Annotated in this window: 13 protein-coding genes and 1 pseudogene; 12 read left to right on the top strand and 2 right to left on the bottom strand. The window is 61.6% G+C overall.

The window, feature by feature from the left end; translation table 11 throughout:
- Positions 1-287 precede the first annotated feature (287 nt).
- From AB4O12_RS21505 to AB4O12_RS21480, 6 genes are all read left to right on the top strand, one after another.
- Positions 288-1865, top strand: coding sequence for a glycosyltransferase (locus AB4O12_RS21505; RefSeq protein ID WP_460059709.1), 1578 nt, complete (start codon positions 288-290; stop codon positions 1863-1865).
- Positions 1859-3160 (top strand): glycosyltransferase, encoded by a 1302-nt coding sequence (locus AB4O12_RS21500; RefSeq protein ID WP_460059708.1) that lies wholly within the window; start codon positions 1859-1861, stop codon positions 3158-3160. Before AB4O12_RS21505 ends, AB4O12_RS21500 begins: the two co-directional genes overlap by 7 nt.
- Positions 3157-4311, top strand: coding sequence for an acyltransferase family protein (locus AB4O12_RS21495; protein WP_252877157.1), 1155 nt, complete (start codon positions 3157-3159; stop codon positions 4309-4311). Before AB4O12_RS21500 ends, AB4O12_RS21495 begins: the two co-directional genes overlap by 4 nt.
- Entirely contained in the window at positions 4305-5144 is an 840-nt protein-coding gene (locus AB4O12_RS21490) for a class I SAM-dependent methyltransferase (protein WP_460059707.1), read from the top strand. Before AB4O12_RS21495 ends, AB4O12_RS21490 begins: the two co-directional genes overlap by 7 nt.
- A 136-nt stretch (positions 5145-5280) precedes the next feature.
- A complete protein-coding gene (locus tag AB4O12_RS21485) occupies positions 5281-6465 on the top strand; it encodes a DUF3142 domain-containing protein (protein ID WP_460059706.1) in 1185 nt (394 codons plus the stop codon).
- The gene (locus tag AB4O12_RS21480) at positions 6452-8587 is read left to right on the top strand and encodes a hypothetical protein (RefSeq protein WP_460059705.1); all 2136 of its coding nucleotides are present in this window, start codon (positions 6452-6454) and stop codon (positions 8585-8587) included. Before AB4O12_RS21485 ends, AB4O12_RS21480 begins: the two co-directional genes overlap by 14 nt.
- On the opposite strand, the gene AB4O12_RS21475 is transcribed toward AB4O12_RS21480, so the two are convergent.
- The gene (locus AB4O12_RS21475; RefSeq protein WP_460059704.1) at positions 8584-9213 is read right to left on the bottom strand and encodes a LysE family translocator; all 630 of its coding nucleotides are present in this window, start codon (positions 9211-9213) and stop codon (positions 8584-8586) included. The two genes, AB4O12_RS21480 and AB4O12_RS21475, sit on opposite strands and share 4 nt — an antisense overlap.
- Positions 9214-9359: 146 nt before the next feature.
- Here AB4O12_RS21475 and AB4O12_RS21470 point away from each other — a divergent pair, with 146 nt between their 5' ends.
- Entirely contained in the window at positions 9360-9833 is a 474-nt protein-coding gene (locus AB4O12_RS21470; protein WP_056791036.1) for an Lrp/AsnC family transcriptional regulator, read from the top strand.
- 99 nt (positions 9834-9932) lie between these two features.
- On the opposite strand, the gene lpdA is transcribed toward AB4O12_RS21470, so the two are convergent.
- Complete coding sequence (gene lpdA, locus AB4O12_RS21465) at positions 9933-11333, bottom strand: dihydrolipoyl dehydrogenase (RefSeq protein ID WP_016772429.1); 1401 nt, start codon at positions 11331-11333, stop codon at positions 9933-9935.
- 210 nt (positions 11334-11543) lie between these two features.
- On the opposite strand from lpdA, the gene hflK (AB4O12_RS21460) reads away from it, so the two are divergent.
- The 5 genes and pseudogenes from hflK (AB4O12_RS21460) to cfaB form a co-directional block, all read left to right on the top strand.
- Positions 11544-13505 carry a protease modulator HflK gene (hflK, locus tag AB4O12_RS21460; protein ID WP_460059703.1) on the top strand — a complete coding sequence of 654 codons (1962 nt, stop codon included), beginning with the start codon at positions 11544-11546 and terminating at the stop codon, positions 13503-13505.
- Positions 13502-14545: a protease modulator HflC gene (gene hflC, locus AB4O12_RS21455; protein ID WP_423663700.1), complete on the top strand. Its 1044-nt coding sequence runs from the start codon at positions 13502-13504 to the stop codon at positions 14543-14545. Before hflK (AB4O12_RS21460) ends, hflC begins: the two co-directional genes overlap by 4 nt.
- Positions 14542-15591, top strand: coding sequence for a protease modulator HflK (gene hflK / locus AB4O12_RS21450; protein ID WP_243241241.1), 1050 nt, complete (start codon positions 14542-14544; stop codon positions 15589-15591). The genes hflC and hflK (AB4O12_RS21450) overlap by 4 nt, the downstream gene beginning before the upstream one ends.
- Positions 15588-17498 carry a cation-translocating P-type ATPase gene (locus AB4O12_RS21445; RefSeq protein WP_423663698.1) on the top strand — a complete coding sequence of 637 codons (1911 nt, stop codon included), beginning with the start codon at positions 15588-15590 and terminating at the stop codon, positions 17496-17498. The genes hflK (AB4O12_RS21450) and AB4O12_RS21445 overlap by 4 nt, the downstream gene beginning before the upstream one ends.
- A 177-nt stretch (positions 17499-17675) precedes the next feature.
- Positions 17676-18860, top strand: a pseudogene (gene cfaB, locus AB4O12_RS21440) (C17 cyclopropane fatty acid synthase CfaB); the annotation flags it as partial.
- Positions 18861-18864 lie beyond the last annotated feature (4 nt).

Here is an 18864-nt window from a genome sequence, read left to right as displayed (position 1 = left end):
TCGGCAATTTCAACCGGGCAAACCGTGACTGGTCAGTTCTCGTCAGCATAGTCCGATTTATTCTCGCCCGGCGGTTCCCGGACTCGCGATGGATGTGTTTAGAATGGCCTTCGTCGCGAGTTGGCCGATTGTTTTCCGGACGCCGCGACGCGGGGTGAAACTGACCACTAAAACAAGAACAGAGACGTGCCCGATGATGACGGACGAGTGCCGGCCCTGCCGACCCGATCCGACGCGCGGCCGTCATAGCATGAAGTCGCCGGGATGGCGCTTCATCGTGGGATGCCATGAATTTCATTCTCTACTCGGACGTCAACGACAGCTCCATCAGTGCCAGTCTGGGGCGTCCGGAATACAGCTATTACTTTGTCCTCAAAGCCTATCGCCCGGTGCTGGAAAGCCTGGGGCGCGTGCACGTGGCCGGATCTGTCGCCGACGTCGATGTGATTTACCGGCAATTGCTCGCCGCAGGTGAAGACACTGTGTTCCTGTCCTTCACCCCACCGCAGAAGACCCCGGTTGATCTGGAATGCCCGACGATTTGCGTGGTGGCCTGGGAGTTCGATTCGATCCCCGATGAACAGTGGGACGACGATCCGCGTCAGGACTGGACACGCATGCTCGCACGCCACGGCCGGGTCATCACTCTGTCGAGCCACACGGCAACGGCCATCCGCCGCGCCATGGGCGAAGCGTTCCCGGTGCTGGTTTTGCCGACGCCGTTGTGGGACAGCTTCGCAACGATTCGTCAGCAACACCAACCCATGCCGGTCAATCCCGGGACTGCACTGGCGATCAAGGGCTGTATTTTCGATTCGCGCACCCTCGGCCTGTCAGCCGATGCGCTGATCCCAACGCCAATCAGCCCTGAAGAGCAGGCTGCACTGGCCGCAGCAATTGAAGCCGCGCGCCCGCCACCGTTGACGTTCAAACGCCGACTGGTCATTGCTCGACATTATCTGCGCCTGTGGGCACTGGACTTGGGACGCGAACAGACGGAACCGGTGCCGCGGGTGAAATTTCTGCACAACTGGTACTGGGAGGGCATTCGCGATCTGCTGCCGGACGCGTTGCATGGCTGGCTGCAACAGCGTTGGCCTGAGGTGTGCGGCGCTGCGCCGGTGCCCGTGATCGAACCGGCGCCACTCGATCTGCCGGACACCTCATCGGTGGTCGAAACCACAGTCGAGGGTGTGGTGTACGTCTCGGTATTCAATCCCAAGGATGGCCGCAAGAACTGGCATCGACTGATCAGCGCATTCTGCTGGGCGTTCCGCGAAACGCCCGACGCGACGCTGGTGCTCAAGATTACCCAGAATGATCTGGCGTCCTATTACAGCGAGTTGATGACCCTGCTGGCGCAACTCACACCGTTCGCCTGTCGGGTCGTGGTGATGCACGGTTACCTCGACGACGCGCAGTACGCCAGGCTCTATCAGGCGGCCAGTTTCTACGTCAACGCGTCACGCTGCGAAGGGCTGTGCCTGCCCTTGATGGAGTTCATGTCCAGCGGTAAACCGGTGATCGCCCCCGATCACACGGCGATGGAAGATTACATCGATGACTCGGTGGCGTTCGTGGTCAGGTCCAGTGAAGAGCTGACGATCTGGCCGCAGGACACGCGGATCATCTACCGCACGCTGCGGCACCGCCCCGACTGGGGCTCGCTGAAAAACGCCTACGAAAACAGCTATCGAATGGCCAAGGCCCAGCCGCAGGAGTATCAGCGGATGTCTGCCGCCGCCGTCGCGCGCATGCAGCAATACTGCGCCTTCGCGCCGGTGCGCAAACGGCTCGCGGAGTTCTTTGCGCTGACAGCAGGCCCCAACGATGCTGCGCCTGTGACGGATAACGCCTCATGCTGATCATCATTCATTCGGAAACCAACCGGCACACCATTGCGCAGAACCTCGGGCGTTCGGAGTACAGCTATTACTTCGTGCTCAAGGAGTATCGCCCGGTGCTCGAACGCATCGGTCGGGTCGTGGAAGTGGCCGATCCGCAGACGGAAGTCGATGCTCTGTATCTGGAGTGTCTGAGCCGTGGCGAGCCCTGCGTGTTTCTGTCGTTCTCGCCGCCGCATCGCACTCCCGTTCAGCTGGCCTGTCCGACGCTGCCGGTGTTTGCGTGGGAGTTCAGCACGATCCCCAATGAAGCCTTTGCGGGCGAGCCGCGCAATGACTGGCGTAGCGTCTTGCATGCCTGTGGCGCAGCGATCACCCACTCCAGCTACACGGTCAATGCCGTGCACGAGGCGATGGGTGCCGAGTACCCGATCGTCGCGGTGCCGGCGCCGGTCTGGGACCGCTTTGCTGCCCGTGGCGCGAAAATGCCCGAGCAAGCCCTGGCCACCGCCTACAGCCTGACGATCAAAGGTCTGGTCGCGGACAGCCGCACCCTCAATCTGAATGCATTCGGGCCGGCGCACCTGCGCAGCGGCGACGGCATCGACTTCGCCGCGCCGGCCTCCGAGCAGACGCTGGTGCTTGACGGAGTGGTTTATACCTCGGTGTTCAATCCCGGTGACGGGCGCAAGAACTGGGAAGACATGCTCAGCGCTTTTTGCGTTAGTTTTCGCGATGTCGAAGACGCGACGCTGGTGCTCAAGCTCACTCACCACGACGCCGAAGAAGCGCTCAGCGATATCCTCCACCACTTGTACAAGAACCAGTCTTACCGCTGCCGCATCGTTCTGATCTACGGTTACCTTGCCGATCCGGACTACGAGCAACTGGTGCAGGCCACGCGGTATGTGGTCAACACCTCGTACGGTGAAGGCCAGTGCCTGCCGCTGATGGAATTCATGTCCTGCGGCAAGCCGGCGGTGGCGCCGCGTACCACGGCGATGATCGATTACCTGAGCACGGAAAATGCCTTTCTCATCGAGTCCACGGATGAGCTGACAGCCTGGCCTCACGACCCGCGCAAGGCCTTTCGAACCCTGCGTTACGTGACCAACTGGACCTCGTTATGCGAGGCCTATCGGGCCAGTTACGATGTCGCGAAAAACCAGCCGCAGCGCTATGCCGATATGTCCGCGCAGGCAGTCGACAGTTTGCAGGCGTTCTGCAGCCAGACTGTGGCTGAACAGCGTTTGCGAGGGTTTCTGACGCAGTTGTTCGAGCATCGTGCGCCTGCCTTGGAAGCCCCCCAAGCATGAACGCCAAGCGCATCATGGACGTTGAAGTCCTGCGTGCGGTCGCGGTGCTCGCGGTGTTGTTCCACCATTTGCCGGACAATCTGTTCACTGACCCGGTGCCGTCGCTGGCCCGGATCCACGAATGGGCGCAGACGTGGTGGGGCGTCGACCTGTTTTTTGCGATCTCCGGTTTTGTCATCGCCCGCAGCTTGATCCCGGTGCTGCAAGGCTGCACGACGGGTCAGGAGCGCTGGCAACAGGTGCGCCATTTCTGGCTGCGCCGGGCTTTTCGCCTGTTGCCTTCGGCCTGGTTATGGCTGGCGGTGATCCTGCTGGCCTGTGTGTTTTTCAACCGGTCCGGTGCGTTCGGCACGCTATCCGCCAATCTTCAGGCGACCTTGGCCGGGGTGCTGCAATACGCCAATTTCCGCTTCGCCGACAGCTTTTTCCAATACGAATACGGCAGCAGTTTCGTCTACTGGAGCCTGGCGCTGGAGGAGCAGTTCTACCTGCTCTTTCCGTTGCTGATCCTGTTGTTTCGCCGACACCTGGTCTGGGCATTGCTGGCGCTGGTGGCGGTGCAGATTCTGACTGTGCGCACGCCTTTGCTGATGGTAGTACGCACCGATGCGCTGGCCCTTGGCGTGCTGTTGGCGATGTGGAGTGCGCAGCCGGGTTTTCAGCGCTGGCAGCCCTCGTTCTTGCGCCGACCATGGCTTGGCATTTCAGCGTTGATGGTCATTGGAGCGCTGTTGAGCTTCATGGCCACCGACCGTTTTACCCTGGCCAATTATCGGATCGGTTCGATCGCCGTGCTCAGTGCGCTGCTGGTCTGGATCGCCTCGTACAACTGTGACTACCTGATGCCTGCCGGACGCTTGCAGCGGTTGCTGGCATGGATCGGCAGCCGCTCCTACGGTATCTACCTCATTCACATTCCGGCGTATCTATTGGTGCGTGAACTGATCTTTCGCTTGCAGAGCAGTGGCCTGCCGAGCCCCGCCGGACATCCCATCATTACGATGCTGATTGCCTTTGGCCTGATCGCGCTCCTCAGCGAACTCAACTACCGCGTGGTCGAAATGCCGATGCGCAATCGCGGTGCTGCACTGGTCAAGCGCCTCGGCACCTCCCGAACTGCAGTTACCTCACCCGGAGCCACCTCATGCTGAGCTTTTTGAAGAAACTCTCGGCGACAGCGCCTGCACAGCCTGCAGCAGAACCGGTCGCTGCGGTCGCCGACAAAGTCGACCCGTACATGCTCGGCCTTTACGATGCGAAGCTCAGCGGCTGGTTCAACCAGGAAACTCACGAGCTGTACACGGGGTTCGCCGTGAGCGCCGACGACACGCTGCTTGATGTCGGCTGCGGTGATGGCGGCAACGTGCACTTCTGCGGTATGCGCGGGGCGAAGATCATTCTTGCCGATATCGATACCGCCAAGGTCGAGGCCACGCGCCGGCGTCTGAGCGACACCCCGGCCCGGGACATCGAATGCCACGTTACCGACTGCAACCCGCTACCGATTGCCGAGGCAACGGCGACGCGCGTGGTCTGCACCGAGGTGATCGAGCATGTTGATGATCCCGCGCAGTTTCTCGCCGAACTGGTGCGTGTCGGCAAGCCGGGCGCTTTGTATCTGCTGAGCGTGCCGCATCCCAGCTCCGAGGACCTGCAAAAGGACATCGCCGCGCCGGAGTATTTCCAGAAACCCAATCACATACGCATTATCAGCGAAGACCAGTTCAAGGCCATGGTCAGCGACGCCGGGCTGGAGATCATCAGCCACAGTAAATATGGCTTCTACTGGTCGATGTGGATGATGTTGTTCTGGGAAGCCAAGGTCGATCTCAGCAACCCCGATCACCCGATGCTCGAGCACTGGGCCAATACCTGGCAAGCGGTGCTGGATTCCCCGCGCGGCGCGCAGATCAAGCAGGCGCTGGATGCGGTGGTGGCCAAGAGTCAGGTGATTATCGCGCGCAAGCCTGCGGCATCCCTGTAGGCGCTACGGCACGCTGCGATCTTTTGATCTGGAGTCTTGAAGCAAGATCAAAAGATCGCAGCCTCGTTTCACTCGTCAGCTCCTACACGGTTTTTGTGTAACCTTGCAGCCCTGTGGTTTCAGGGATTTTCAAGGTATGCGGTTGATTGTGTGTCTGTTCCTTGGCGTCTTGCTGGCAGGTTGCGAGCAACACGTCGCGCCGGCCCTCGACCAGCAACTCTACGTCTGGCAGCGCCAATGGACACCGGCGCATGAACCGGCATTGCGTGACAGTCGCGATGATTTCTCGACGCTGCGCGTACTGGCATTGCAGGCCTTTCCCGGCGAGCGGTGGAGCAGGGCGCGGGTTGATCCAGCCTTGTTGAGAGCCGATGGCCGGCCGTTGATTGCAGTGATTCGCCTTGATGGTCAGCTGCAATCACTGGACCAGCAGCAGGTCACCGCGCAGATTCTGCAAGTCATCGCCGATTGGCAGGCGCAGGGCCTCACGTTGAGCGGCGTCGAGATCGATCACGACGCCGGTACAGCACGGCTGCATGCGTATGCCCAATTGCTCAAAGATCTGCGCGCGACCTTGCCGCCATCGTTGCCTTTGAGCATCACCGCACTGCCGGCCTGGCTCGACAGCGCGCACTTGCCGGCGCTGTTGCAGAGCGTCGACAGCAGCGTGCTGCAAGTCCACGCCGTGAGCGATCCGCGACTGGGTCTTTTCGACGCCAGGCAGGCGTTGAAATGGGCCAAGGCCTGGGCACGTATCAGCGACAAACCCTTCTATCTGGCGCTGCCGGCCTACGGCGTTGCGCTGTTGAGCGATGACGGTGGCGCGCCGGTAGTGGAAAGCGAAGTGCAACTGGAGCGCGGCGGGCAGCGCCGGGAGTTGCTCGCCGATCCGCAGCAACTCAGCCAATTGGCCAAGACCTTGCGCGAGGATCCGCCCGAGCATCTGGCCGGGCTGATCTGGTTTCGCCTGCCGCTGGCCAACGATCGTCGCGCCTGGAGCCTGACTACTTTGCGCGCCGTGGCGCGGGGCGATGGGCTGAACAGTCAGTTGCGCTTGTCATTCAAAGAGCAGGGTGGACTCTATGACATCCTGCTCGATAACCGCGGCAATCTCGACAGTCCGTGGCCCGCGCAAATCACGCTGAAGGCGCAGGATTGTGCAGGCGCCGATGCGCTCGCCGGTTACTCGTTGCAACAAAGTGCCAATCTGCTTACCTTCACCCGCCTGCGTGACGGCCGCTTGCCGGCGGGCGGGCAGCGCGCTGTCGGTTGGGCGCGTTGTGCACATATTGATCAAGGAGGTTCGCATGTTGACCCGTAACTGGCCCCGCCATCTGCTCTGCCTGAGCCTTAGCCTGCCGCTGGGTTCGGCGCTGGCCTGCGGCCCGGACTTCCCGATGCGCTTGCTCGACAACCGCGCGCAGACCCTCGCCGATCTGCCCGAAGGCAGTTTCAGCTTCGAAATCAGTCGCCTGGGTAAAACCATTGCCGGGCTGAAAAACGTCACCGCAGCGACCCATAACCCCAACGACTATTCCGAAGACAACGCGTCAGAGCTGGCCCGCGAACAGGCTGAGCAGGTGGGCCTGAGCGCTGAGCAATACGCGGTGGTCAAGCGCCTGCGTGGGCTCAGCGATGCGCGTCAGGCCGAGGAGCAGGGCGCCAGTCTGCCGGCGGAAATACGTTTGTACGTCGCCGGCGCGGTGGCCTTTGCCACCGGTGATCATCAATTGGCCAGTGAGTATTTCAACAAGGTGCTGGCCCTGCCGGCAGACCAGCGTCCGTTGCGCAGCACGTGGGCGGCGTATTCCCTCGGGCGCATTGCCTTCGCCATGAGCAACGGGGCGCACGACCGCATCGAAACGCTGGAGCAGGCGCGCGATGCCTTCCGCCAGGCACGGCAACTGAGCATCGACGGCTTCAGCGATCCGCTGGAACTGGGCGTTGCCAGCCTCGGTGAAGAGGCACGGGTGTTGCGCAGCGCGGGCGACTGGAGCGGCGCCATCGAACTGTACGAAGCACAGAACCTGCACGGTTCGGCCGTCGGTTACACCTCGCTCAAGCAACTGATGAACGAACTGGCCGAGTTGCCGGAATCTCAACTGGCCAAACTGCTGCAGCAGCCAGCGGTGCAGCAACTGGTCACGGCGTCGCTGGTCAGCCGCCAGGGCTGGTCATTTGGCGAGCAGCCGGCCAACGAAAAGAAATTGGTAACGCTGTTGCAGAACAGCACCCGTGGCAGCCTCGACAATGCCGATCGACTGGCGGCGATGAGTTATCAACAGGGCGCCTACGCGTCTGCCAAGGCCTTTCTGGTAAACGCCGGGGACGGCGGACTGGCCTGGTGGCTGCGGGCAAAACTGGCAGTGCGTGAGGGCGACACGACTGCCGCCGCTGCCGCCTACGCCAAAGCCGCCCAGGCCTTCCCGCAGAACGAAGACTGGGGTTATCGCCGCACACCGGACTGGGCGTTTGAAACGGTACAGCCAAAATGTCGGGTGGAGGGCGAAAGCGCGATCCTGGCGCTGCAACGCGGCGAATACCTTCAGGCGTTCGTGCAGCTGTATCGCAGCAACAGCCTTTACTGGTTCGATGCCGCCACCGTTGCCGAGCGGGTGCTGACGGTCGATGAGCTCAAGCGGTACGTCGATGAGAACGTGCCGGCGCCGCCGCCATTGACGCAGCAAGAGCGCGACAACTATGTGCCGCTGTCGGTGGCCGCCAATCTGCGCAATCTGCTCGGTCGGCGCTTGCTGCGTGAGGGCCGTTACGAGGAAGCGGTCGGTTATTTCGCCAGTGACGATCTGCAGCACAAGGCCCGGCTCTATGGCGAGCAACGGCTCAAGGCTGAGTCGGCGTGGTGGCCGAGCAAACGCGCCAGTGCGTTGTACAACGCCGCGTGGACAGCCCGGGAGTGGGGCATGGACATCCTCGGTTATGAGATGGCCCCTGATTACGCCACCTTCGGTGGCAATTACACGCTGGAGAGCACGAAGCTGGATGTCGGCCCGCTGATTTCCACGGCGGAAGTGCAGCGCCAGCAGGCCAGCGCCGCGCAACCGGATCAGCGTTATCACTATCGTTTCGTCGCCACGGCACTGGCCAGTCGCGCCGCCGATAACCTGCCGCACACCAGTCAGGCGTTTGCCGCCGTGTTGTGCAACGCGGCCGGCTGGAACAGCAGCCTTGCGGACCAGAGCGCGCTGTATCAGCGCTACGTCAAGGAAGGCCCTTATGTGCCGTGGGCGCAAGACTTCGGCAATCAATGCCCGTACCCGGACTTCGAAAATGCCAACAAGCGTTACGTTACCCAAGTGACCGATGCCGTGCGTGGGACGCTGCGACCGTACAAGTGGCCGGTACAGATCGGCGCGATCGTCGTAGTCGCGGCCATCGCGTTACTGCTGATCACCCGTCGTCAGCGCAAGGTACGCAAGGCTTAAGTCTGCTGAAGGAAGCTCAGGCGTACGGCGAAGCCAATCAACAGGCTGCCGAACAACCATTGCTGAACGCGCTGGGCGGTTGGACTGTGTTGCAGCCAACGGCCCAGTGCCGCGCCAGTCAGGGCAACCACGCTGTCGAACAGCAGACCGACGGCGACCAGCACCATGCCAAGCACGGCAAACTGGCTCAGCACCGGCGCGCCGTGACTGACGATGAATTGCGGCAGCAGCACTGAGCAGAACAGCAAAGCCTTGGGATTAAGCAGGTTGGTCAGCAAGCCGCGACGGATCGCATCGCGCCACTGGCCGGGAGCAGGTGCCTGCTCTTGGTTTTGCAGACGCGGTACCAGCGAGCTGCGAAAACACTGGATGCCGATCCACAGCAGATAGGCCGCGCCGGCGATGCGCACCACGTCAAACGTCCACGGCGCCGTTTTGAACAGCGCCGCCAGCCCCAGTGCCGCCAAGGCAACGTGACAGGCGCGGGCGATGGCCAGGCCCAGTGCGGTGGCCAGCGCCGCACCGCGACCTTGCCGAGCACCGGTTTGCAATAGCAGGATCATGTCCGGTCCCGGCAGTAGCAGAACCACAGCCAGCGTCAGAATAAACAGCCAAAGACTTGCCACATCACACCCCGTTTTCGATGTCGATTTTCTCGCGCCAGTCTAGAGCGAGACGGCAGGGCAGGTGCTTGCGTAGTCGGCTTCAATTGTTTACAGCTTTGGCATAACCTGCTGGTTTTCAACCGTCAGACTATCGGGATCTGCCAAAGATGAAACTCGACGCTTATGACCGCAAGATTCTCGCTGCGCTGCAGCGCAACGGCCGCCTGAGCAATGTCGAGCTGGCGGAACAAATCGGCCTGTCGGCCTCACCGTGTCTGCGGCGGGTGCGCATGCTGGAAGAGGCGGGGGTGATCCGGGGCTACCAGGCCAATCTGGATCGCGATGAAGTCGGGCTGGGGCTGACGGTGTTTGTCGGGGTCAAGGTCGAGCGGCACAACGAAGAACGCGCCGAGGCTTTTTATGCGGCTGTTACTGCGCTGCCTGAGGTGGTCTCAGCGTTTCTGGTGTCCGGCGAATCGGACTTTTTGTTGCAGGTAGTGGTACCTGACTTGCGCGCTTATGACCGCTTTGTCAGCGGCCATCTGCTCAAGCTTCCGGGTGTGAGCGATATTCGCAGCAACTTTGCCATTCACACGGTGAAGGCGCCGGGCGCACTGCCGCTGGGGCATCTGCCGCTGTAGACCGGGTGGCGCCATTCGCGAGCAGGCTCGCTCCCACGGGGGAACGCATTCCAAAGTGGAAGCGAGCCTGCTCGCGAAGACGGCGGCAAGGTTTAGAACCTACATCTGCGTCGCCATCCCCTCGACATTCATCGCTGCCTGACGCAACGCCTCCGAACGCGTCGGGTGCGGATGGCAGGTCAGGGCAATGTCCTCGGCCGAGGCGCTGAACTCCATCGCCACACAGAATTCGCCGATCATCTCGCTCACGCTCGGCCCGACCAGGTGCACGCCGAGCACTTCGTCCGTGCGCTCGTCGGCGAGGACTTTGGCAAAGCCTTCTGTTTCGTGATTGATCTTCGCCCGGCTGTTGGCGGTGAAGGGAAACTTGCCGACCTTGTAGGCGCGGCCCTCGGCCTTGAGCTGTTCCTCGGTCTGGCCGACGCTGGCCAGCTCCGGCTGGGTGTAGATGACGTTGGGGATCAGCGCGTAATTGACCTCGCCGGCCTTGCCGTGGATCTGCTCGACGCAGGCCATGGCCTCATCTTCTGCCTTGTGCGCGAGCATCGGGCCGGACGTGACGTCGCCGATCACCCAGACCCCGGCGGCTTCGGTGCGATGTTGCTTGTTGGCGAGCATGCCGCGTTTGTCGGTACTCAGGCCGACGTTCTCCAGCCCCAGGCCTTGGGTGTACGGGCGGCGCCCGATGGCTACCAACACATAGTCGGCTTCGATCAGCTCAGCCGTGCCACCGGCGGCAGGCTCGACGCTAAGCTGCACGCCTGTGGCGGAGCTGGTGGCACTGGTGACCTTCGAGCTCAGTTTGAAGGCGATGCCTTGCTTGCTCAGCGCGCGCTGCAAGGTCTTGCCGGCCTCGCCATCGACGCCGGGGCAGATACGATCAAGGTATTCGACCACGGTGACCTGCGCGCCGAGTCGGCGCCACACCGAACCCAGCTCCAGGCCGATCACCCCGGCACCAATCACTACCAGATGTTTGGGTACTTCACTCAATGACAGCGCGCCGGTGGAATCGAGGATGCGCTGGTTGTCGATCTCTACGCCGGGCAGGGGAGTGGGCTCGGAACCGGTGGCGATGATGATGTCCTTGGCGCTGAGCTCGCTCTTGTTGCCTTGAGCGTCGGTCACCGTCACTTTGCCCGGGCCGTCGATATGGCCCCAACCCTTGATCCAGTCGACTTTGTTCTTGCGAAACAGAAACTCGATGCCCTTGGTCAGGCCGGCGACGCTCTCGTCTTTCTGTTTCATCATCTGCGCAAGGTTCAGCGTCGGTTTGACCTCGATGCCGAGATTGGCGAACTCTGTCCCCACCGCAGCGGCGTACAGCTCCGACGCGTGCAGCAAGGCTTTGGACGGCATGCAGCCGACGTTCAGGCAGGTGCCGCCGAGGGTTGCACGTCCTTCAACGCAAGCGGCCTTGAGCCCGAGCTGGCCGGCGCGGATCGCTGCGTTATAACCGCCGGGGCCGCCGCCCAGAATCACCACGTCATAGTTGCTCATGCGCTTGCTCCAGATTGCTCGATGGGGATAGCCAAGATTAGTCGCGATAAAAATTATGTGCGTAATATGAGCTTCGTCGAACATTTCGGTCAAGGCTTCAGGCAAGCGACAGCTGCGGCATCTTTGAATAGATGAAATTGTGTACGAATATTTCACAGTGTCCGTTATATCGTAACGCTATGAACGCTGAGCCTACATTTCCGGGGTTTTATGCAAGTCGATCTTGAGTTGGACGCCACGCCAGTCACCGGGCTGCCGCGCTTTCAGCAAGCAGATGCGCAGTCACGCAAATTACGTCGGCTGGCTTATGGACTCGGCGCATTGGCCGGTTTGGGCTGGGTGCTGGCGTTTTTCGTCGGCCTGTTTGCGCCGCAGTCCCTGTGGTTATCGTTATTGGTCAATCAGAGCGCGGCGTTGCTGGTACTGGTCGCCGGGTTGCAATCGGCGTGGTGGGTGACGCAATGGCGCGCGCGGGTGATGCATCCGCCCGCCTCGCAATCGACCGTCGAGGAAGAGGGCGCCGCAGCCGAGGGCTGGTACGAAAGGCTTCTGGAGCGCTTGAGTCAGCAGAGCCGCCATGTGCTTGGACAAATCGGTGCGCCGACGTTGTGGCTCGGCGGTTGGGCGTTGCTGGTTCTGCTTGGTATTGAGCAGGTGTGGAATCTCACGTTGCCTGCGGCGGCCTTGGGGCTGTCGGCGAGCATCGGTGCGGCATTGGCGTTGTTGCTGGCGTTTGCCCTGCTGGTGCTGGAGCGGCAACTGGCGCAGGAACCGCCGGCGCAGTGGCCGGAAGCGGCTGCGCTGGCACAACTGATCCGGGTGGTGATCATCACTCTGTTGATCGGTGCGCTGTGTCTGTTGTTTGCCAGCGAAGACGCAGTCTGGCCGGCGCGTGTTGCGGTATTCAGCGCAATCCTGCCGATGTTGGTTGCCATCGAACTGTTATTGCGCGCAGTGCTGTCTGTTTTCAGCCCGCGCCGCGAACAACTCGAACCGACCCTGCTGGCGCGCAGTTATATCGCCGATATGCTGCGTTGGCCGCCGCAGCCGTGGCTGGCGTTACAGCATGAAATGCACAACCGTTTCGGCATCGATTTGCGCCAGATCTGGGCCTTCAGTTACATGCGCCGGGCCTTGTTGCCAGTGTTGGCGGTGGTCGCCCTTAGCGGTTGGCTGCTGACCGGCGTACATGAAATTCCCCTGCAAGGTCGCGGCATCTACGAGCGCTTCGGTAAACCGGTACAGGTTTTCGGCCCGGGTTTGCATAGCGGGTTGCCTTGGCCATTGGGGCGTGTGATCTCCGTTGAAAACGGCGTGGTCCATGAACTGGCAACCAGTGTCGGCGACAAGCCAATCGCCGTGCAGTCCGACTCCGCTGAAGGCCCGGCGCCGCTGACCGCCAACCGTTTGTGGGACGCCAGCCATGTCAATGACAAATCCCAGGTCATCGCCAGCAGCCGCGGCGCGCAACAGGGCCTGCAAATCGTCAACATGGACGTGCGCTTCGTTTATCGCATCGGTTTGAACGACGAGGCGGCACTCGCCGCGACTTATAACAGCGCCGATGTACCGACGCTGATTCGCAGCACCGCCAGCCGCATCCTGGTTCACGATTTTGCCTCGCGCACCCTCGACGGTCTGCTCGGCGACGACAGGGCAGGGCTGGCCGAGGAAATCGGTCGCGCGGTGCAAAGCGATCTGAACAGATTGAACAGTGGCGTGGAGATCCTTGCCACAGTCGTCGAAGCGATTCATCCACCGGCCGGCGCGGCGAATGCCTATCACAGTGTGCAAGCGGCGCAGATCGGCGCGCAGGCGTTGATCGCTCGCGAACGCGGGGCGGCTGCGCAGGCCACTAACGAGGCGCAGTTGCAGGCGAGCGCGGCGCGGGATCAGGCAATGGCAAACGCGCGGGAGATCAACGCCGCTGCGCAAACCGCCGACCTGAAGTTCAGCGCCGAGCAGAAAGCCTTCGCCAGTGCTGGCCAGGCCTTCGTGCTGGAGCAATATCTCAGCCAGCTCAGTCAGGGCTTGAGTAAAGCCAGGTTGCTGGTGCTCGACCATCGACTTGGCGGGAGCGCAAATGCGCCAACCATCGATCTGCGTACTTTCACACTGCCGACTGATCCGTCGCCCGCCCGTACCACCGCTCAACCAGGAGCCACCCATTGAGCCAGTCGCCTGTTCATGACGTTCACGACCACAGCGGCCACGACCACGGCCACGGCGGGCATCACCATCATCATGGTCATCATCACCATCACGGCGAGGTGCCAGAAGCCGGACCATTTCCATGGCGGCGTATGGCCTGGGCTGCGTTGCTGGTGGCGTTTGCCATTGCCGCCGCGAGTCTGGTGCAAGTGCGCTCCGGCGAAGCCACGGTCATCACGCGTTTCGGAAATCCGTCGCGGGTATTGCTTGATCCCGGTTTGAGCTGGCGCTGGCCTGCGCCGTTCGAAGCGGCGATTCCAGTGGACTTGCGTCTACGTACCACCTCAAGTGGTTTGCAGGACGTCGGCACCAAGGACGGTTTGCGCATCATCGTTCAGGCCTACGTGGCGTGGCAGGTGCAGGGTGATCCTGAACATGTGCAGCGTTTCATGCGTGCCGTGCAGAATCAGCCGGATGAAGCGGCGCGGCAGATTCGCACCTTTGTCGGCTCGGCACTGGAGACCACGGCCAGCAGTTTCGATCTGGCCAATCTGGTCAACACTGATGCCAAACAAGTGCGCATCGGCGATTTTGAAGCGCAGTTGCGTCAGCAGATCGAGCAACAGTTGCTCGCTACATATGGCGTGCGCGTTGTGCAGGTGGGTGTCGAGCGTTTGACTTTGCCATCGGTCACGCTTAGCGCCACGGTCGACCGCATGCGTGCCGAGCGTGAAACCATTGCTACCGAACGCACGGCTGTTGGCAAACGCGAAGCGGCGCAAATCCGTGCCGCCGCCGAGCGCGATGCGCGGATCGTCCAGGCTGATGCAATGGTGAAAGCCGCTGACATTGAAGCGCAATCGCGAGTCGAGGCTGCGCAGATTTATGGGCGCGCCTACGCCGGCTCGCCACAGCTTTACAACCTGCTGCGCTCGCTCGACACCCTCGGCACCATCGTCACGCCGGATACCAAATTGATTCTGCGCACCGATGCTGCGCCGTTCCGTGTATTGGTCGACGGCCCACCGACGCTCGACAACAAAGTCGGATCGCAGCCATGAGCGAAGAAGTTCCACGTGGAACACATGCATTGAACAGTCCGTGGATTCAGGCGGGACGTCTGACCTTCATCGCCCTGTATGCGATCACCGTGTTGGCGGCGCTAGCATGGGCGTTCTCGAATGTCCGGCAGATTGATCCGCAAAACCGCGCCGTGGTGCTGCACTTCGGTGCGCTGGATCGCGTTCAGAATGCCGGACTGTTATGGGCATGGCCGCAACCTTTTGAACAGGTGGTTCTGTTGCCGGCGGCTGACCGGGTGATCGAGCGCCGGGTGGAAAATCTGTTGCGCAGTGACGAAGCTCTGAAGGCAGACCGGGTGGCGTCCTTCGCCACGCCATTGAGCGATGCACTCGCCGGATCTGGTTATTTATTGACCGGTGACGCCGGCGTAGTGCAACTGGACGTGCGGGTGTTTTACCAAGTCTCCGATCCCTACGAATTCGTGTTGCAAGGCGAGCATGTGCTGCCAGCACTCGATCGGCTGGTGACGCGCAGCGCCGTGGCCCTGACCGCCGCGCGAGATCTCGACACCATTCTGGTCGCTCGCCCGGAACTGATCGGCGCCGACAATCAGGCGGCCGAGCGTCGTGAACGATTGCGCGGTGATCTGCTGCAAGGCATCAACGCGCGTCTCGCTGAACTGAAGGCGAGCGGGCAGGGCATCGGTATCGAGGTATCGCGGGTCGATGTGCAATCAAGTCTGCCGGAGCCAGCGGTCAGTGCCTTCAATGCGGTGCTGACCGCCAGTCAGCAGGCTGACAAAGCAGTGGCTAACGCGCGCACCGATGCCGAGAAACTTGCCCAGTCCGCCAACGAACAGGCAGACCGCACGCTCCAGGTGGCTCACGCGCAGGCAGGCGAGCGTCTTGCAAAAGCCTCGACCGATACCGCAACCGTCTCGAGTCTGGCCACGTCTGCCGACCCGCAAATGCTCCTGCGTCTGTATCGCGAGCGCATACCGAAGATCCTCGGTCAGGCCGGGTCGGTCACCACCGTCAACCCGAAAGACGATTCCCGGTTGATCATTCAAGGAGCCAGTCAATGACGGCGACCACCGCTGCTCCGAGTCTGTTGTCCTCGGCCGAACAACGTCGCGCCGCGCGCCAATTGACCCTGGCGATGCTTGCGCTCGGGCTGCTGGGTCTGGGGCTGGTCTGGCGCTGGATACTCCCGGAGCAAATCGGTGTCAGCCAACTGCTGCTGGGTTTCGCTTCTTTGCTGGTAGCGGTTCCGGTGATGCGTTCGGCCTGGTACAGCCTGCGTTATCCAAGCCTGCACGGCATCACCGATCAGTTGATCGCGCTGGCCATGCTCGGTGCCTGGGCGACCGGTGATCTGCTCACTGCGGCGTTGTTGCCGATCATCATGATCTTTGGCCATGTGCTGGAAGAGCGTAGCGTCATCGGTTCCCAGGAAGCGATCAATGCGCTTGGCCAGTTGACCCGCAGCCATGGGCGCAAGCTGCAAGCAGACGGTTCGATCATCGAAGTGGACAACGGCACGCTCAGCGCTGGCGATGTTGTCGAGGTGCGGGCCGGCGATCGGGTGCCGGCGGACGGTCGGGTATTGTCCGGCCAAGCGAGTCTCGATACGGCGTCGATTACCGGTGAGTCGGTACCGGTGGAAGCTGGCGTCGGCATGCTGGTGTTCGGCGGCGCGATCAACCTGGATGGATTGCTGCGCGTCGAAGTCACCCGCACCGGCGACGAATCCACTTTGGGCAAAGTCATCGCCCTGATGCAAAACGCCGAGCGCTCGAAACCGCCGATCACGCGATTGCTCGAACGCTATGCCGGCAGCTACATGGTGCTGGTCTTGTTGCTGGCGGCGGTGACCTGGTTCGTCACCCATGATGCACAGGCGATGCTCGCGGTGTTGGTGGCGGCGTGTCCGTGTGCGTTGGTGCTGTCGGCGCCGGCCACGGCGATTGCCGGTGTCGCCGTCGCCGCGCGTCACGGGATTCTGATTCGCAGCTCGGCGTTCCTCGAAGAACTCGCCGATCTGACCTCGCTGGTGGTCGACAAGACCGGCACGCTGACGTACGGCACCTTGCGTTTGCAGTCGATCGACAGCCTGAATGCGGAAACCGCCGAAGTGCAGACACTGGCCGCCAGTCTCGGCGCGGCGAGCAGTCATCCGGTGAGCCGGGCACTCGCCGGGATGACCGATCAGGAGGCCTATTGGCCTCTGACCAACATCCATGAGCGCCAAGGCTTGGGCGTAGTGGCGACGACAGAAAAGGGCGAGGCCGCGCTCGGTCGTCCAGAGTTGTTCACGCAACTGGGTATCACAACCACCCTTGTTCCTGAGCACGATGGCCCGATCGCCGGGTTGGCCCTGAACGGCGAATTCCTCGCCTGGCTGCTGCTAGCAGACAGCATCAAACCGGAAGCGCGCTTCGCCTTGAACGAGTTACGCGAATTGGGGCTGGGACGCCAACTCCTGTTGACCGGTGATCGTCAGAGCGTCGCGCGAAACCTGGCGCAGGACGTCGGGCTGAACGAAGTCCAGGCGCAAGCGCTACCGGAGGACAAACTCAATCGCGTGCTCAAGGAAATCGATCACGGCTTTCGTCCGATGGTGGTAGGCGACGGCATCAACGATTCGCTCGCGCTCAAGGCCGGCGTGGTCGGCGTGGCGATGGGCGCTGGCGGGGCCGATATTGCTCTGGCTTCAGCGGACATTGTGTTGATCGGCAGCGACTTGCGTCGCCTCGGTACTTGCGTGCGCTTGAGTCGTCAGTGCCGGCGTACTTTGCAGGTCAATGTGATCATCGGTCTCGGCTGGACCATGGCGATCGTGGTCTTCGCGGCGTTCGGCTGGCTTGGTGCGGCCGGGGCGATGATCGCGGCTCTGCTGCATAACCTGAGCACCCTGTTGGTGTTGGGCAACGCCGGACGTTTGCTGCGCTTTCAGGAGCCATTGCCCAGGCTCGACCCTCGGGATAAATGAAAGAAAATTCATCGAACCGCCAAGTGCGCAGGCAGTCATCTATCGTAAGGCGCGTCGTCTGTGGCGTTCAGCCGAAGTGCCGATCACGATAGACAAGGCCGATCGAATCGATAGCCTGCTATTTTTCCAGGTTGGTCTACCCTCAGATCAGACGTCTGAAACAAGGGGGGATTTTCCATGCTCGCGCAACTTCCACCGGCCTTACAGAATCTGCAGCTACCGCTTCGCCTGCGACTCTGGGACGGCCACGAGTTCAATCTGGGCCCGACGCCCAGCGTAACCATCGTGGTCAAGGACCCGCAGATGGTTACTCAATTCACCCACCCAAGCCTGGATGCGCTGGGTGCGGCGTTCGTCGAAGGCAAGCTGGAACTGGAGGGCTCGATCAGCGAGGTCATCCGGGTTTGCGATGAATTGAGCAATGCGCTGCTCGACGAAGACGAAGAGAGTCAGCCGGTGCGTGCGCATCACGACAAAGACACCGACGCCAAAGCCATTTCCTATCACTACGACCTGTCGAATGCGTTCTACCAGCTCTGGCTGGATAGCGACATGGCGTATTCCTGTGCCTATTTCGAAACCGGTAGCGAAACCCTCGAACAGGCGCAGCAAGCCAAATTCCGCCATCTGTGCCGCAAGCTACGCTTGCAACCGGGCGAGTATTTGCTGGATGTCGGCTGCGGTTGGGGCGGTCTGGCGCGGTATGCGGCGCGAGAGTTCGGCGTAAAGGTGTTCGGTATTACTTTAAGCAAGGAGCAGTTGGCGCTGGCGCAGGAGCGGGTCAAGGCCGAAGGTCTGGAAGATCAGGTCGAACTGCAATTGCTCGACTACCGCGATCTGCCGCAGGACGGCCGCTTCGACAAGGTTGTCAGCGTCGGCATGTTCGAACACGTTGGTCATGCCAATCTCGCCGAGTATTGCGCAACGCTGTTTGGCGCGGTGAAGGAGGGCGGCCTGGTGATGAACCACGGCATCACCGCCAAGCACACCGATGGCCGCCCGGTTGGACGCGGCGCTGGCGACTTCATAGAAAAATACGTGTTCCCCAACGGCGAGCTACCGCATCTGGCGATGATCTCAGCCGAGATCAGTGAAGCCGGGTTGGAAATCGTCGATGTCGAAAGCTTGCGCCTGCACTACGCGCGCACGCTCGATCACTGGAGTGAGCGACTGGAGGATAACCTCGAAGCTGCGGCGAAACTGGTGCCTGAGCAAGCACTGCGTATCTGGCGTCTGTATCTGGCCGGTTGCGCGTATGCCTTTGCGCGGGGCTGGATCAATCTGCATCAGATCCTCGCCGTGAAAGCGCATCCGGATGGCAGCCACGAACTGCCTTGGACCCGCGACGACATCTACCACCCCCTGA

The organism is Pseudomonas sp. S2_A05 (assembly GCF_054668485.1).
The sequence above is the reverse complement of the archived record's forward strand: the minus strand, read 5'-3'. Positions and strand labels throughout refer to the sequence as shown.